Origin of the sequence: Sphingorhabdus wooponensis, from assembly GCF_003933235.1 — a bacterium.
Taxonomy (GTDB): domain Bacteria; phylum Pseudomonadota; class Alphaproteobacteria; order Sphingomonadales; family Sphingomonadaceae; genus Sphingorhabdus_B; species Sphingorhabdus_B wooponensis.
The window spans coordinates 1,552,340-1,567,524 of the sequence record NZ_RWJI01000001.1; the positions used below are offsets into that span (position 1 = coordinate 1,552,340).

The window sequence follows — 15,185 nt, forward strand, 5'->3', positions numbered from 1 at the left end:
GGTCGCATATGAATGCACGGCATATCGCCGCCGGAACGAGAGCAAATACTACCAATATGAAACTATTTTTCAAAACTTCGGCAAAATCTGCGGCCTAGCGGCGTATTGTAAAAAAAAGTAAACTTTTACCGCTTAAAAGTTAGCTACAAAACGCGTTGTTCTGTTGGCCCAATTTACCCCTTATCCGAGCAACAATGGAGCCAATTTTGCACGTTGCCATGCCGCATCACCAAATTGCGACGCATGGAATATCGCGGCGCGGCGATGCAGGCCCGCATCGCAATCATGGGTAAAGCCAAAGCCGCCATGAAACTGAATCGCCCGGTCAGCGGCAAAGCTATAGGTCGCGTCCGCTGCTGCCTTGGCCATGCGCACCGCGATTTCGCCAACGCCTTGGTCACTGAAGCTGTTGGCGGCGCTATATAAATGCGACCGCGCCTTTTCATATTCGACATACGCATCGACCGTCGGATGCTTCAGCGCCTGATATTCGCCAATAAGCTTTCCAAACTGCTTGCGCGTTTGCAAATAGCTGACGGTATAGTCGATCACGCTTTGCGATCCGCCGCACATTTCCGCGCTTTGTAGGAGATTTGCGACCTGTTCGATATGCGACAAGGTCGATATCGCACGGTCGACTTCCAACACCGCCGCGCGCGATATGGCCAATCCATCCAGCGACAAGGCAAAGCTGCGCTTGGTTTCATCAATAATCGCCTCGCGGCGCAGGCGGCCCGCAACATCGGCAGCGGTCAACAAAACCAAGGCGGGTTTGCCGTCCAAATGCACCGACGCGATGATGACATCGGCGCTCGCGGCCCATGCGACGAATAATTTCTCACCGGACAGATGCACAGTGTCACCCTCCTGCTTTGCGGTCGCTGTAATATTCTGAAGATCCCAGTCGCCATGCGCTTCGGACAAAGCGAGCGTGCCGATTGCGCCTTCTGCAAGCTTCGGCAACCATGCGGACGTTTGCGCTTCGTTTCCGCCGACGATCAGCGCCTGTGCCGCCAAGGTTGATGATACTAAGGGCGAAGCCATCAAATGCCGGCCCATTTGTTCCACCACCGGCACCACCTCAGCCACCGTCAGGCCAACGCCGCTATGCGCCTCGGGTATCGATATCGCGGTCCAGCCTAAGGCCGCCATTTCGGCCCAGACATCGGCGTCATAGCCCAAATCGCTGTCCATCAGCTTACGGACGCGGTCGATGGGCGATTTGTCACGGCAAAAGCTCGTGGCTACATCCAAAAGCTCGATCTGTTCTTCGCTATATCCAAGCCCGGCCATTTGCATGTCATTCTCTCCTCACGCTTATGCTGTATCTATGGCGCGAGCTTAGGTACAAAATCAAGGCGATTTAACTGACCAGTTAAAAGTGAAGCTATGCCTGCTCCAATATCTTCCGACCCGGCCGCACTTTCATTTTATGGCCAGCCTTGGTGGCGAGCGACACGTCCTTAATCGTCTGCATAAACACCCATTCATTGGTCGCCGCCTGCGGCGTGAGCGACAAATGCATATAGCCACGGTTGGATGTATCTACCCATCGCAGCTCCTGTTTGCTGGTGCCAAGCAAGCTGCGCGCGACATCGGCTGGGTCCGTGAACGGAATCGCACTTTCAAAGCCCGGCGACGAGACACTGTGGCCGCCAAATTCAACACCGGCTGGCTTGCCGCCTTCGGGCAAATCAAAGGCCCAGCCATTGTGGCTATCGCCGGTTACAACGACTAGGTTCGCATCCGCGCGCTGCGCAGCTGCCAACAGACGTGAACGCGCAGCAGGGTAACCACCCCAATTGTCGAGATTATATGGTAAGCCAGCCTTTGTTGCGGCTATGCCCTGACGCACATAATTGCGCGCGCGTTCTGGCCCAAATTGGGGAACCCAATCCATCGCGTTTTCTGGCGTGTAATTATAGCCCATATTGGTAGCAGAACCGAGCACTGCCCATGTAGATTTGTTGCGGCCCATCGCGCGTGACAGCCATGCCTCTTGCTCGCTGCCCAGCATCGTCATGGACGGATTGCGCCACGCGCCATCGCGATATTCGGAAAGCGCCTTTGCCGGATCACCCGACCGAAGAAGGTCAGCATAAGCATAAGGCTTGGATCGCGCCACGGCCCGCGTGTCGGTGCGATAATAAGTGGCGAGGTCGCCAATCGGATATTCCTTCCACGGCTGCTCCCCCACAGGTAACCATTCACGCCATACCTGCATCGCGGCGTTGCGCCGTGCATTCCAGTCGCCTTCATCCACGCTATGATTTTGCGCGCCGCCTTCCCAACTGTCATTGGCGGTTTCATGATCGTCGGTATTGGCGATCATAGGGAAATTGGCATGTAATGCCTGGAGCTGCGTGTCCGAACGATAGCTAGCATAGCGCAAACGATAATCCGCCAATGTCAGAATTTCATCCGCCGGAAAAATGCGTGCGGCAAATTTTGCGCCGCCATCATAGCCGCCACGGCCATATTCATAGATATAATCGCCCATATGGAGGACGAGATCAATGTCATCGCGCGCCGCAGCATGGCCATAAGCGTTGAATTCACCAAAGCCCAAATTGGAGCAGGAGAATATCGCGATGTTAAATTTCGCCGCCTTGCCCACAGGCAGGGTCTTGGTGCGTCCAATAGGCGAAATGCTGCCATCGGGCGCGATGAAGCGGAACCAGTGCCATTTGCCCGGCGCAAGATTATCAACGGTGATTTTCACCGTATGGTCACGCCATGGCCCCGTGACCATTTCGCCACCGCCCGCGATTTTACCAAAATCCTGACTTTCGGAAATTTCGACCCGCATTTTGGAAGCACCGCCGGTTGGGTTCACATAACGCGTCCACAACAGCACGGAGTCCGGCCCCGGCTCACCGCTTGCAACATTATGGGTAAATCCGGTGAGGCCCAAAAGCGTCTGCGCCATCGCGACACCGCCCGGCAGCATCAGCCCGCCCAGACCAAATCCTGCGGTCGTTAGCAATTGGCGGCGATCGATTATAAATGACATTATGGCTTCCCCTTTTGCGTTTTCAGCATTCCCTATGGCGCTTGGTAACAACGCTTCGCCATCGGCGCTAATCAAAAGCTGTTGCAACGCTATGACAGGCGCACACGCAGTCTCAAATAAAACTGTCCAGCCATTTTTCGGCCAACGCCTCCGCCTCATCGACGCTGAAAGGTGCATTGCCCAGGCTGAGTTCAAGCCACAGGCCATCAACCAAGGCGGTCAACGCCACGGCGGCCAATCGGGCATCTGCGGGTGCATTGGGACAGGCCCGAATGAGGCGTTCCATATCCTGCCGATTTTCGGCGTAGATTTCGTCATGAATTGCACCAATTGCGGGTACTGTGCGCGACAGGCTCCAAAACGCCAACCATGTCGCGAGCAGCTCCGGATCAGCAATCGGCGCACGGAAACTTGCGGTTACAAAGGCCAGCAACCGACCGCGCGGGTTATCTGCCGGAACCGCATCAACCGCAGCATGTAACGCCGCCGCAACACGCGCACCGGTTGCGCGATAGGTTGCGGCAACCAGCGCATCAATGCCGTCAAAATAATGCCGCAGCAAACCTGCCGAAACCCCCGCCTCAAGGCAAATAGCACGCACCGATGTCCCATGCGCGCCACGCGTGGACAAGCACCGCGCCGTGGCCGCAATTAACGCGTCGCGGCGTGTATCCGCACTTTCGCGGGTGAAGACTTGTCGCAATTGCATGCCGCTGTTATACACTCGTATAACAAGGGGAGCAAGATGTCCGAATCAGGCGCACATACACCGCACGATCATTTGGAAGGTTGGAGCCTGCCGGCGTGGACCTATGATGATCCTGAATTCGCCGCGCTTGAGGTGGACCGCATCTTCCGCCCGTCATGGCAAGTGGTGTGCCATGTCAGCGACGTGGCAGGTGCGGGTGACTGGCACAGCCTCGATTATATCAATGAAAGCGTCATCGTCGTGCGCGGCAATGACGACATATTGCGCGCCTTCACCAATGTCTGCCGCCACCGGGGCAGCCGCCTAGTCGATGGTTCGGGCGGTTGCGCCAAGAAATTGGTCTGCCCCTATCACGCATGGACTTATGATCTTGATGGCCGCTTGACCGGTGTACCCGACAGCGCCTCTTACCCCACGCTCGACAAGGACAAGGCCGGCCTTGTCCCCGTCGATATGGAAATCTGGCGCGGGTTTATATTTGTCCGTCTGGAAAGCGGCGGCCCTTCGGTGGCCGACATGATGGCGCCTTATGAAGCGCAAGTCGCGCCCTACCGTTTTGAAGAATTGCGTGCACTTGGCCGCGTCACCATGCGGCCGCGCGCGGTGAACTGGAAAAATGTCGGCGATAATTATTCCGATGGCTTGCACATCCCCGTTGCGCATCCCGGGCTCACCCGCCTGTTCGGCAAAAGCTATGGTGTTGAGGCGGAACCGCATGTGGACCGCATGTGGGGCGACCTTGTCGACCGACCATCGGCCAATTGGTCGGAACGCGGCTATCAAAACCTACTGCCACCTGTGCCGCATCTGCCCGCCGCCAATCAGAAACGCTGGCTCTATTTCAAGCTATGGCCCTCGGTCGCCTTCGACATTTACCCCGATCAGGTAGATTTCATGCAATGGCTGCCCACCGGCCCCGATAGCTGCGTCATTCGAGAAATCAGCTATGTGCTCCATGATGACCGCCGCGAAATGCGCGCCGCGCGTTACCTCAATTGGCGGATCAACCGGCAAGTCAATGCCGAGGACACCGTCCTCATCACCCGCGTGCAGCAAGGCATGGCAAGCCGTAGCTTTTCTATGGGGCCGCTGTCCGACAAGGAAGTATGCTTGAAAAGCTTCTGCCGCCAAATCCGCAACATCATTCCCGAGGCTTGCCTCGAACAACGCCCGGCATCGGGCTGGAGCAAAAAATGACCCAAAAATATGACGCCCTCATCATCGGTGCTGGCCATAACGGCCTTGTCTGTGCCTTTTATCTCGCGCGCGCTGGCCTAAAGGTCCGCATCGTCGAACGCCGCGATGTCGTCGGCGGCGCGGCGGTTACCGAAGAATTCCACCCCGGTTTCCGCAACTCGGTCGCCAGCTACACCGTCAGCCTGCTTCAGCCCAAGGTCATTGCCGATATGAAGCTGGTCGATCATGGCTATCGCGTCATTGAACGGCCCATCTCCAATTTCCTACCACAAGAAGATGGCGGCTATTTGAAACTCGGTGGCGGGCTGGAACGCACGCAGGCCGAATTTGCGCGCTTTTCAAAGCATGATGCGGCGGTCCTGCCGCAATATTATGACATGTTGGAAGGCGTCGCCGACGTCCTGCGCGATCTTGCATTGCGGTCGCCGCCTAATGTCGGCGATGGCCTAAAGACGCTTATCGATGCCGCTGTACAGGGGCGCGGGCTGATGAAGCTTAACCTGTCGCAACAACGTGATGTGCTGGAACTGTTCACCAAATCGGCGCGCAGCTTCTTGGATAGCTGGTTCGAAAGCGAGGCGGTGAAGGCTGCGTTCGGTTTTGACGCCGTCGTCGGCAATTATGCCAGCCCCGACACCCCCGGTAGCGCTTATGTCTTGCTGCACCATGTCTTTGGCGAAGTGAATGGCAATAAGGGCGCTTGGGGCCACAGCATCGGCGGCATGGGTGCGATCACGCAGATCATGGCCAAGGTATGCCGCGATCTGGGCGTAGACATCAGCCTCGAAGCGCCCGTATCGCGCGTGTTGGTGGATGGTGAAAAGGTCGCGGGCGTGCGCCTTGAAAGCGGCGAAGAAATCGTCGCGGACCGCGTTATATCCAATGTCGGGCCAAAGCTGCTCTACGAACGCATGTTCGATGATGCCGACCTGAAACCCGAATTCAAACGCCGCGTAAAGGGTTTCAAGGCGGGTAGCGGCACGTTCCGCATGAATGTCGCTTTGTCTGAACTACCCAAATTCACCTGCCTGCCCGAAGCCGGCGAGCATCATCAATCGGGCATCATCATCGCCCCAACATTGGATTATATGGACCGCGCCTTTTTGGATGCGAAGCGCGATGGCTGGTCGCAAAAGCCCATCGTTGAAATCCTCATCCCCTCGACCGTTGACGACAGCCTCGCACCCGCAGGGCAACATGTCGCCAGCCTGTTCTGCCAGCAATTTGCACCAGAACTGCCAAATAATGCCGATGGCACGCCACGCGATTGGGATGCCGAAGAAGGCAAAGCCGCCGATGATATCATCAATACAGTGGAGGCTTATGCCCCCGGCTTCCGCGCGTCGGTTTTGGGCCGCCAAATCCTCAGCCCCAAGGGGCTGGAACGGAAATTTGGACTGGTCAGCGGCGACATCATGCACGGCAATATGAGCCTCGACCAATTATGGTCCGCGCGTCCCATTTTGGGCCATGGCGCCTATCGCGGACCATTAAAGGGCCTGTATATGTGTGGCGCAGGCAGCCATCCCGGCGGCGGCGTCACGGGCGCTCCGGGGCATAATTGCGCCGCAGAAGTGCTCGCCGACCGCAGCCTGTTCAAACGGATATTTGCGTAAAATACGCACACACGGGAAATGAAAAAGCCGGACCTTTTCAGATCCGGCTTCCTCCCCCTGTCGCTTTTGGCGACAAACTTTATGTCATGCGCTTAAGCACGATGTTTCACTTTTCTTTCTACAAATTTTCTTTGCGAAGAAAAGTGAACAATCGTTAAAAATCGCGCGAGAATTTCACACCGATGACGCGTGGTTTGATAACCACATCGTAAAACGCACCGCCGGTTGGCGTTGACGCCGTGACCCCCGTTCCGCATGTTGTTTCAATACACTGGACGCCGGTGTTCACCACGCCGCGTGTATCAAACAGATTTGTGGCAAATGCCTCAATCGCCCATGCTTCATTCTTCACGCCAACCGAGAAGTCGGCGGTGGTATAGGCATCCAAATTGCCTTTGATAGCATTTTGCGCAGGCCGCAGATCGCTTCGACGGCTGCCGGTGTGATTGACCGCAAACTGCACATGGCCATCCCAATCAGCGACCGGGAATTCATAACGCGCAATCGCATTGCCCTTCACCTTTGCGGTCACAGGCAAGCGCGATCCGGACGGCGCAAGCAACTCATTATCAGTCGTTGTGCAATCAAAAGTTGCGTTGGCAATGGCGCAGAAGTCGCGACGGATTTCAGCATCATTATAGCTAAATCCAGCGTTCAAGCTGAAACCATTGCTCCGGAAGCCAGCGTCCATTTCGATACCGCGAATACGGGCCACACCAGCATTGCGGATTTCGGTCAGGCCGTTCGCACCCAAGAAGGAAAGCTGGATATTGTTCCAATCTTCCTGGAACACAGCGCCATTCCAACGGAACGCACCGAATGTGGTTTTCCAGCCCAATTCATAATTGTCGAGCTTGTCCGAACCATAAGGTGGCAAGGTACCGCGACGGTTGATACCGCCCGGACGGAAACCGCGCGACCATGTGGCGTAGACAAGAACGTCGTCGGTGACCTTGTAAGTCGCGTTTATTTTGTGGATGAAGCCCGTGTCAGATGTCGACTTGTCGACATTGGTGCAAGGGCTGCCTTCGACAATCGCTGGCCGTCCATTGCATGCCGCTTCACCTGTTCCATCTTTAATGAATGCCCCAGTATCTTCATCATATTTGTCGCCATTATAGCCGGCCGCATAGCCAAAGAAGCCCTGTAACGAGTTATCAAACTTATAATAACGCAAGCCTCCGGTTAGTGAGAGCTTCTCGGTCAAATCATAGGTCAATTCACCAAAGGCCGCATAATCACGGTCAACGCGCAGTTGCTGCGTCAACCAGATATTGCTGCCGGTTCCCGTCACGGTGATGGAATCGGCGATATTGTCGATGATGTAATTTTGTTTGATATTGTGCGACTGGCGCTGTGCAAACAGACCACCGATGAAGCGCAAAGGTGCGTCGGCAGGGCTTGCGACCCGCAATTCGCCGAAGCTTTTCTTATAACGGTCAATGCCTTGAATATATTGGTTCGGGTTCACAAGAGCGCCGGCATTGTCATAGAAATAGGCGCCGTAACCGGACAAAGCGTCATAAAAATACGCATAATCCGAATAATCCGACTGCGTTTCGGTCTTACGACGCAAATGGCCGCCCGTCGCGGTCACATCCCAATTACCGATCTTGCCTTCCACCGTCAGCGCCGCCTGAATCCATTTATCACGGCTGCCTTCGGGGTTGTATTGAACGGTCTGTAGCTCCTTCTTGGTTTGCCCTGAACGTTCTTGCGAGAAGCTTCCTTGCGTATTCTGGACCTGCCCCATCAATGTTGGCTTGATGGTCCAATTGTCGTCAAGATCGATACCCAGCGCCAAACGCGCGCCATAGGTTTCGGCGTCATTATAATTTTTCTCAACCAATGCGGTGTTGCTTTGGCGGATGCCGGATGAGGCATATGTCCGGCTACCCGCGATATTGTCGATGTAACCGCCATCGTCGCGATACCAGCCAACCAGACGCGCTGCCGCACCTTCTGCGATCGGCACGTTGAGAAAGCCTTCGTAAATCGATCCTAAATCGCCATGCGCGACGGTGTTCAACTCAACGCCAGCGCTGCCGTAGAAACCAGAAGGATCGGGTGCGTTTGTGACCAGCTTCAACGTGCCAGCCATCGAACTTGCGCCATAAAGGGTGCCTTGTGGTCCAGCGAGCGCCTCAACACGCGCAAGGTCATAAGCATGCAAATCTAACGCACCTTGAATGGTCGTGATCGGCATTTCGTCGAGATAAGTGCCCACCGTTGGCAGTGACGCCGAGTGGTTTGCGTTTTCGCCCGAGGCCACGCCACGGAAATAGACCTGCGCGAAACCGGGTCCGCCTTGTTGGATCGTTACCGATGGCAGAAACTTCACAACATCCTGCAATTCGCTGACCTGCAATTGGTCAAGCTTTTCATTACCAATGGCATTGATCGCGATTGGCACGTCCTGCAAATTCTGTTCGCGCTTTTGCGCGGTAACGACGATGACGTTGCTATCCGAGTCAGCCGCTTCCTGCGCCATGGCAGGAACAGCAACGCCAAACGCAGTTGATGTCAGCAATGCGGCCATGGCCGTCCGGACTTTAGTCCGATGATGTAGTTTACGCACAATTATCCCCTCATGGTTAATTTGATACAAATAGGCTCCTAAACGCGCAGGCACGCAATGTTTTTTTCGCATTGCAGCCCATTTATTTGTTACTTTAGTTCACTCTGTTGCAATGCAGCAACTATGATATTGCAGGATAAATCTCCCACAACGCGCCTAATGCATCCTTCAACGGCTCCAGATGCGCCGCATAGGGCTTCCACTGATCGACGCCATCGCGGTTGATGGGCCGCCGCACTTGCTCGCTCGACGCGGTCCGCACGGCGCGTGTGTTTTGATGGAAATTTAAACAATTATCTTCAAATGGAAGACCCAGAAAATCCAACAGGCCGCGAATTTCGCGTTCTGGATTTTCCAATAATTCTTCATGAATGACGCGGTAGACATATCCCGGCTGAACCGCGTCAAAATGCGCCATCAACCGCACATAATCGGCATAATATTGCCCCATATGTTCTAGGTCATAGCTGAACGCCTGCCCCTTGGCGAAATGTTGCCGGTAATTGGAAAAACAGCAATCGAGCGGATGCCGCCGCGCGTCGATAATCTTAGCATTGGGCAAGATGAAGCGGATGAAGGCGACATAATTCCAGTTGTTGGGCAGCTTATCGATAAAGTACGGCTTGGTCGTTTTACGCTGAATGCGTGTGCGTTCGATAAACTCCGCGCCCAGCCGTTCAGCGTCCTGCGCGCTGAAACCAGATAGCGCCTCAATCCAGTCGGTGTCGCGCCCTTCGCGCCCCTCTCGTCCTTCGCGTAATGCCATCGCCGGAATATCGGGCAATTCCATAGTGCCCTCCACCATAGAATGGCTGGCAAGGATTTGCTCAATCAATGTCGAACCCGCGCGCGGCATGCCAATGATGAAAATCGGGTCAGGCGCATCATGCCCCTGCCCGGCGCGGGCATCCCAAAATGCCGCCGTGCATTGCGTAATGATCCTATCGACCTGCTTACACACCGACTGCGGATCATAATGAAGCTCGGCACTGCGCAACGCATTCGCTTTAGCATAATGTGCGAAGGCCGCGTCATACTCGGCGCGCTCCTCCATCGCCTTACCCAATGCGAAATGGAGATGATATTTATCCTCCGTGCCAAGGCCGTCCGCCGTCAAAGCCGCCTCCATTGCCGCGACGTCATCGGCGGAGAAGCTTAATGTCTTTAAATTGGCGAGGCTCCACCAAACCTCACCTAAGGTCGGTTCCACCGCCAGAGCGTGGCGATAAGCGGCAATGCTTTCCTCCTGATTGCCAACGGTTTTGAGCATATGGCCATAGCTCATCCATAATTTGGCATGGTCGGGGAAACGCGCGGTCAGCTCCTGATAGAGCACAATCGCCTCAGCATAGCCGCCAATCCGGCCAAGCGTTGCGGCTTTCAGATTTTGCTGCACTGGGTTGTCGCCGCCCTCCGCCAGAACGGCGTTGAGATGCTCCAGCGCCTCAGGAAAGCGGTTTTGTTTATAGAGCACTGTTGCCAGATTGGCGCGCGCTGCGCCAAAGTCCGGCGTCAGTTCCAAGGCGCGGCGCAGCAACGCCTCGCTATCTTTCAACCGGCCAACGCGCGCGGCCAGTTCGGCCATCATGCGGATTGCCGCCACATCGGTTGGCGCATCGCGCAAATGCCCGCGCAATAATGGCTCTGCATCTTCCAACCGGTTTTCCGACAAAGCCACAGCGGCCGTCATCAGTTTGGGGTTGCGCAAGGCGGCTTCAATCGCGGGGCGAGCGGAGGTCTGGTTCATAAACTCTGGTCTAAGCCAAGCGACGGCGATTTTGAAGCGGCCAAATCATATGGCGTGTCTATGTCGCGCAAACTGCCGATGGGCGCGGCCAAATAGCGGGCTTGCGACAAGATGTGCCTTGCGCCCGCATCGCCCTGTGCTTGCAAAAGCAAAGGCCAATTGGCGCGCGGAAAAATGGCGGGCGGCATGGCTTGGGCGCCATCCGATGACGCGATGATAGCGCCATCGCACGCCGCAATCAGCGCACCGATATGCGCTGCGCTAATGAACGGCATATCGGCCAGCGCAATCAGCAATGCTTGCGCCTTGGTCATTGCCGCAGCCGCAACCGCGAGATGTAACGAAGCGGATAGACCAAGATCGGCATTTGGATTTTCAACGCGTGTATAGCCCAAGTCCGCATAATGCCGCGCAATGGCGGCTTTGGGCTGACACACGGCAAAATGCGCTGCGGCCGGAATGCCAAGCAAGGCGCGCGCCGCACGCACACCCAGCGGCGCACCATCCAAATCCGCCATCAACTTATCTGAACCAAAACGCCGCGCATGTCCGGCGGCCAGGATTACAATTGCGACCTGTTCGGCCTCCATCACCGCAGGCCCAGATTAAACGCGCGGATCATGCCGCCCGCAATCGATAGCGCGATTTCCGGCGCGCTGATCGCATTAATCGCAACGCCCGCAGGCCCCTCTATCCGCGCGCAGTGTTCCGCGCTGACGCCCGCCGCAGAGAGCCGCAAAAGCCGCTCCTGATGCGACCGGACCGAACCCAAGGCCGCCACATAGGCCGCGGGGCTCGCCAATGCAGCGATCAAGGCCGGATCATCAATTTTGGGATCATGGCTTAAGGTCACGATGGCGCTGCGGCTATCGGGCGCAAAGGCCTGCACCGCATCATCGGGCCAACGATCATCCAAGCGGACATTGGGGAAACGATCTTCAGTCAAAAACCGCCCACGCGGGTCGCATAAGGTGACATTTATGCCTTGTGACACCGCAATTGCCGATAATGCTGCCGCAATCTCCACCGCGCCAACAATCAACAAGCGGCGGGGCGGATAATAGACATTTACAAAACCGTCCGCCTGCGTGTCGTCCGAAACTACACTGCGTCCCGTGGCAAGGTCCGTCACGACCAATAACATGGCCCCATTGCACCGCGCATTGACGATGTCGGCAAATAGGCTTTCGGGAAAGCCGTCCGCCGACACCGGCTGCACCAACACGACAATATCGCCGCCACAGGGCAAGCCAACGTCCCACGCCGCATCATCGGCCACGCCATACCGCCTGAGCATCGCTGGCGCGCCCGCCAGCACCATCTGCGCGCGTTCCAGAACATCGGCCTCAACACAGCCGCCCGACACCGAACCTACAAACCGCCCATCGGCATGAACCAACATATGTGTGCCGGTCGGACATGGCGCGGATTTCCATGTTTCGACCACAGTCGCAATCGCCATCGGCGCGCCCGCCCAATCTCGCGCGGCGGCAAGGATGCGATCATGATTGGCACTGCCTGTTTTCATGGCTACCCGCTAGCAAAGTGACCGAAGCGTTGCTATATGAAACGCAATATCGGGTGGGAGCTTCTTTGTATGGCAATTCAGACGTCAATCAACGGCAAAGCAGTGGCCCTGTCCGCTGAACCGGATACGCCCTTATTGTGGGTCATCCGTGAAGAACTTGGCCTGACGGGTACGAAATTCGGTTGCGGCGTTGCCGCGTGCGGGGCGTGCACTGTCCATGTCGATGGCGAGCCCACCCGTTCGTGCAGCCTGCCGGTCAGCGAAGTGGCTGGCAAATCGATTACCACGATTGAAGGCCTGAAATCCGCCGATGGCACGCTGCATGCGGTGCAACAGGCGTGGATAGCGGCGCAAGTGCCGCAATGTGGTTATTGCCAGTCCGGACAAATCATGGCGGCCGTCGCGCTCATCGAAAAAACCGGTCGCCCCAGCGATGCCCAAATTGACGAAGCGATGACGAACCTTTGCCGCTGCGGCACCTATCCGCGTATTCGCAAAGCCATTCGCGCCGCCACCGGGCAGGCCGCCCAAGCTGTGGAAGGAGCCGTCTGATGACCGATACCCCCACAGCCGATATTGCACCCGAAGCCCCCCACAAGCGCAAGGGCGTCAAACGCCGTGCCTTTTTAATCGGCGGTGTCGCCATCGTCGGCGCTGGCTTGTTCGGCATCTCGATTGCAGACAGCAACGCCGCCAAAGACGCCAAGGCACGCATTACGGGTGAAGGCGAGCATAGCTTTGCGACTTGGCTGAAAATCGGCGAAGATGACATCATCACCATATATTCGCCGCACACCGACATTGGTCAGGGGTCAAATACAGGCCTTGCGCAAATGCTGGCTGAAGAATTGGACGCGATGTGGGATCAGGTGCGCATCGTCTCGGCGCCTGCGGAACCCGCCTTTGCCAATGTCGGCTTGGGCCGCGCGTTTCTTGCGGACATGACGGGCAAGCCAGCGATCATCAACGGCATTCCCGAATCTTTTTTATCGTTCATCGCGCGGCAAATGAACCTTCAGATGACCGGCGGTTCAACCGCCTTGCGGTTCACCGGCCAAGTGACCTTTCAAAAGGTGGGCGCGGCGACACGGCTGGCACTGATTGAAACCGCAGCTAAGCGGCTAAATGTCCCCGTCGGCGAACTGACGACGCAGGACAGCCGCGTCATTCACGCAAAATCGAGCCGGTCTTTGCGTTATGGCGAGCTGGCGGCAGAAGCGGCGACCTTGTCGCTCGACAATGAACCCAAATTAAAAGACCCCTCGCAATATCGCTTGATGCGCCAATCGATTCAGCGGCTCGATATTCCGGCCAAGGTCGATGGCAGCGCGCAATATGGCATCGATTTCGCGATCCCCAACATGCGCGTGGCAACAATTCAGGCTGCCCCCGTGCGCGGCGGAAAACTAACGTCCGTCGACACCGCACCTGCCTTGGCCATCAAGGGCGTTGAGAAGGTGATTAAGCTGGATGATGCTGTCGCGGTGGTGGCCAAGGGCTATTGGCCCGCTATCTCCGGCCTGCGCGCTTTGGCCCCCAACTTCACCGATGGCGGCCATGCCGATGTTTCAACCGCATCGATATTAGCGGCGCATGACGCGCTATTTGCCAAGGGGGAAGCAGATGGCGAAGCGGGCGAAGGCGATGTGCAAGCAGGCCTTGGCGCCAAGCCGATAGAGGCGAAATATCAAGTGCCGTTCTTGCACCATGCGATGATGGAACCCTTTGCGCTGACCGCCCATTTCAAGGACGGCAAGCTCGACATTTGGGGCGGGATGCAGGATCCGTTGGCGACCAAGATGTTGGCGGTCGATGTGTCGGGCCTTGATGCCGACAATGTCACATTCCACCCCATGATCATCGGCGGCAGCTTTGGCCGACGCTTGCCCATGTATATGGAAATTGTGGGCCAAGTGACCAAACTGGCCATGCAATTGCCTTATCCGGTGAAGCTGATTTGGAGCCGGGAAGAAGAAGTCGCGCAAGGCGCTTATCGCCCGCAAAGCTCGGCTGTACTGACTGCCGCGCTCACCGACAAAAAACGCATTGCCGCTTACCGCAATGATTATGCGCAACCCGAAAGCGCGGAGAGCGAGACGGTATTTCCTTACACCCTGCCTGCCGTGTCACGGCGGCATTTTGCCCATGTGTCAAACCAGCAAACGGGTGCATGGCGCTCCGTCAACTCGACGCAGCAAGGCTTTTACAATGAAAGCTTCATGGATGAACTGGCGCATGCCGCGGGCGAAGACCCCGTCATTTTCCGTCGCAATCATTTAAAAGCGGATTCACGGCATTTGCGCGTCTTGGATGAAGTCGCGGCGCGCAGCGGATGGAACACCCCACTTCCGGCTGGACGCGGGCGCGGTGTCGCCTTGGTCGAAAGCTTCAAAACCATCGTCGCAATGGTCGTGGAGGCATCGGTTGGCGCAGATGGCATGCCAAAGGTGCACAAGGTCACGACGGTTGTCGACGCAGGCAGCATCGTGAACCCCGACGCCGCGATGGCGCAAATTGAGGGCGGCACGATCATGGGCCTGTCCTCAGCCATTGGTGAGGCTATCACGCTTGAAAAAGGCGCAGTGCAGCAAAGCAACCTCAGCGATTATCTGTTGCTGAATATGGCGCAAACCCCGTTGGTGCAGGATATCCATTTCCTGAACAGCGGCGCGCCGATGGGCGGCATTGGTGAACCCGGCGTTCCGCCAGCCGCGCCTGCCTTGGCCAACGCCTTGTTCGCGGCGACGGGCAAGCGCGTTCGCAATCTACCCATCATGACACAGGCAAAGGGATAATC

At 56.6% G+C, this 15,185-nt stretch carries 11 protein-coding genes; 4 read left to right on the forward strand and 7 right to left on the reverse strand.

The window, feature by feature from the left end; all coding sequences use genetic code 11:
* Positions 1-180: 180 nt before the first annotated feature.
* From D7D48_RS07625 to D7D48_RS07635, 3 genes are all read right to left on the reverse strand, one after another.
* Positions 181-1,299, reverse strand: coding sequence for an acyl-CoA dehydrogenase family protein (locus D7D48_RS07625; RefSeq protein WP_125230698.1), 1,119 nt, complete (start codon positions 1,297-1,299; stop codon positions 181-183).
* Positions 1,300-1,387: 88 nt separating this feature from the next.
* A complete protein-coding gene (locus tag D7D48_RS07630; protein WP_125230699.1) occupies positions 1,388-3,013 on the reverse strand; it encodes an alkaline phosphatase D family protein in 1,626 nt (541 codons plus the stop codon).
* Between the two features lie 112 nt (positions 3,014-3,125).
* Positions 3,126-3,722, reverse strand: coding sequence for a TetR family transcriptional regulator C-terminal domain-containing protein (locus tag D7D48_RS07635; RefSeq protein WP_125230700.1), 597 nt, complete (start codon positions 3,720-3,722; stop codon positions 3,126-3,128).
* A gap of 36 nt (positions 3,723-3,758) precedes the next feature.
* Between D7D48_RS07635 and D7D48_RS07640 the strand changes: the two genes are divergently transcribed.
* Positions 3,759-4,919: an aromatic ring-hydroxylating oxygenase subunit alpha gene (locus D7D48_RS07640; RefSeq protein ID WP_125230701.1), complete on the forward strand. Its 1,161-nt coding sequence runs from the start codon at positions 3,759-3,761 to the stop codon at positions 4,917-4,919.
* Complete coding sequence (locus D7D48_RS07645) at positions 4,916-6,535, forward strand: phytoene desaturase family protein (protein WP_125230702.1); 1,620 nt, start codon at positions 4,916-4,918, stop codon at positions 6,533-6,535. The genes D7D48_RS07640 and D7D48_RS07645 overlap by 4 nt, the downstream gene beginning before the upstream one ends.
* Positions 6,536-6,689: 154 nt before the next feature.
* Here the strand turns inward: D7D48_RS07645 and D7D48_RS07650 are convergent, their stop codons facing one another.
* From D7D48_RS07650 to D7D48_RS07665, 4 genes are all read right to left on the reverse strand, one after another.
* Entirely contained in the window at positions 6,690-9,074 is a 2,385-nt protein-coding gene (locus tag D7D48_RS07650) for a TonB-dependent receptor (RefSeq protein WP_245964404.1), read from the reverse strand.
* Between the two features lie 160 nt (positions 9,075-9,234).
* Positions 9,235-10,860, reverse strand: coding sequence for a tetratricopeptide repeat-containing sulfotransferase family protein (locus D7D48_RS07655; protein WP_125230703.1), 1,626 nt, complete (start codon positions 10,858-10,860; stop codon positions 9,235-9,237).
* Complete coding sequence (locus tag D7D48_RS07660; protein ID WP_125230704.1) at positions 10,857-11,450, reverse strand: nucleotidyltransferase family protein; 594 nt, start codon at positions 11,448-11,450, stop codon at positions 10,857-10,859. The genes D7D48_RS07655 and D7D48_RS07660 overlap by 4 nt, the downstream gene beginning before the upstream one ends.
* Positions 11,450-12,388, reverse strand: a complete 939-nt coding sequence (locus D7D48_RS07665) for an XdhC family protein (protein WP_125230705.1) — start codon at positions 12,386-12,388, stop codon at positions 11,450-11,452. Before D7D48_RS07665 ends, D7D48_RS07660 begins: the two co-directional genes overlap by 1 nt.
* Before the next feature lie 69 nt (positions 12,389-12,457).
* Between D7D48_RS07665 and D7D48_RS07670 the strand changes: the two genes are divergently transcribed.
* Both D7D48_RS07670 and D7D48_RS07675 read left to right on the forward strand, forming a co-directional pair.
* Complete coding sequence (locus D7D48_RS07670) at positions 12,458-12,940, forward strand: (2Fe-2S)-binding protein (protein WP_125230706.1); 483 nt, start codon at positions 12,458-12,460, stop codon at positions 12,938-12,940.
* The gene (locus D7D48_RS07675) at positions 12,940-15,183 is read left to right on the forward strand and encodes a xanthine dehydrogenase family protein molybdopterin-binding subunit (RefSeq protein ID WP_125230707.1); all 2,244 of its coding nucleotides are present in this window, start codon (positions 12,940-12,942) and stop codon (positions 15,181-15,183) included. The genes D7D48_RS07670 and D7D48_RS07675 overlap by 1 nt, the downstream gene beginning before the upstream one ends.
* Positions 15,184-15,185: the final 2 nt, after the last annotated feature.

Coding starts and splice junctions, on each gene's coding strand:
- D7D48_RS07625 (WP_125230698.1), bottom strand. CDS start 1,299: ATGCAAATGGCCGGGCTTGGATATAGCGAAGAACAGATCGAGCTTTTG.
- D7D48_RS07630 (WP_125230699.1), bottom strand. CDS start 3,013: ATGTCATTTATAATCGATCGCCGCCAATTGCTAACGACCGCAGGATTT.
- D7D48_RS07635 (WP_125230700.1), bottom strand. CDS start 3,722: ATGCAATTGCGACAAGTCTTCACCCGCGAAAGTGCGGATACACGCCGC.
- D7D48_RS07640 (WP_125230701.1), top strand. CDS start 3,759: ATGTCCGAATCAGGCGCACATACACCGCACGATCATTTGGAAGGTTGG.
- D7D48_RS07645 (WP_125230702.1), top strand. CDS start 4,916: ATGACCCAAAAATATGACGCCCTCATCATCGGTGCTGGCCATAACGGC.
- D7D48_RS07650 (WP_245964404.1), bottom strand. CDS start 9,074: ATGGCCGCATTGCTGACATCAACTGCGTTTGGCGTTGCTGTTCCTGCC.
- D7D48_RS07655 (WP_125230703.1), bottom strand. CDS start 10,860: ATGAACCAGACCTCCGCTCGCCCCGCGATTGAAGCCGCCTTGCGCAAC.
- D7D48_RS07660 (WP_125230704.1), bottom strand. CDS start 11,450: ATGGAGGCCGAACAGGTCGCAATTGTAATCCTGGCCGCCGGACATGCG.
- D7D48_RS07665 (WP_125230705.1), bottom strand. CDS start 12,388: ATGAAAACAGGCAGTGCCAATCATGATCGCATCCTTGCCGCCGCGCGA.
- D7D48_RS07670 (WP_125230706.1), top strand. CDS start 12,458: ATGGCAATTCAGACGTCAATCAACGGCAAAGCAGTGGCCCTGTCCGCT.
- D7D48_RS07675 (WP_125230707.1), top strand. CDS start 12,940: ATGACCGATACCCCCACAGCCGATATTGCACCCGAAGCCCCCCACAAG.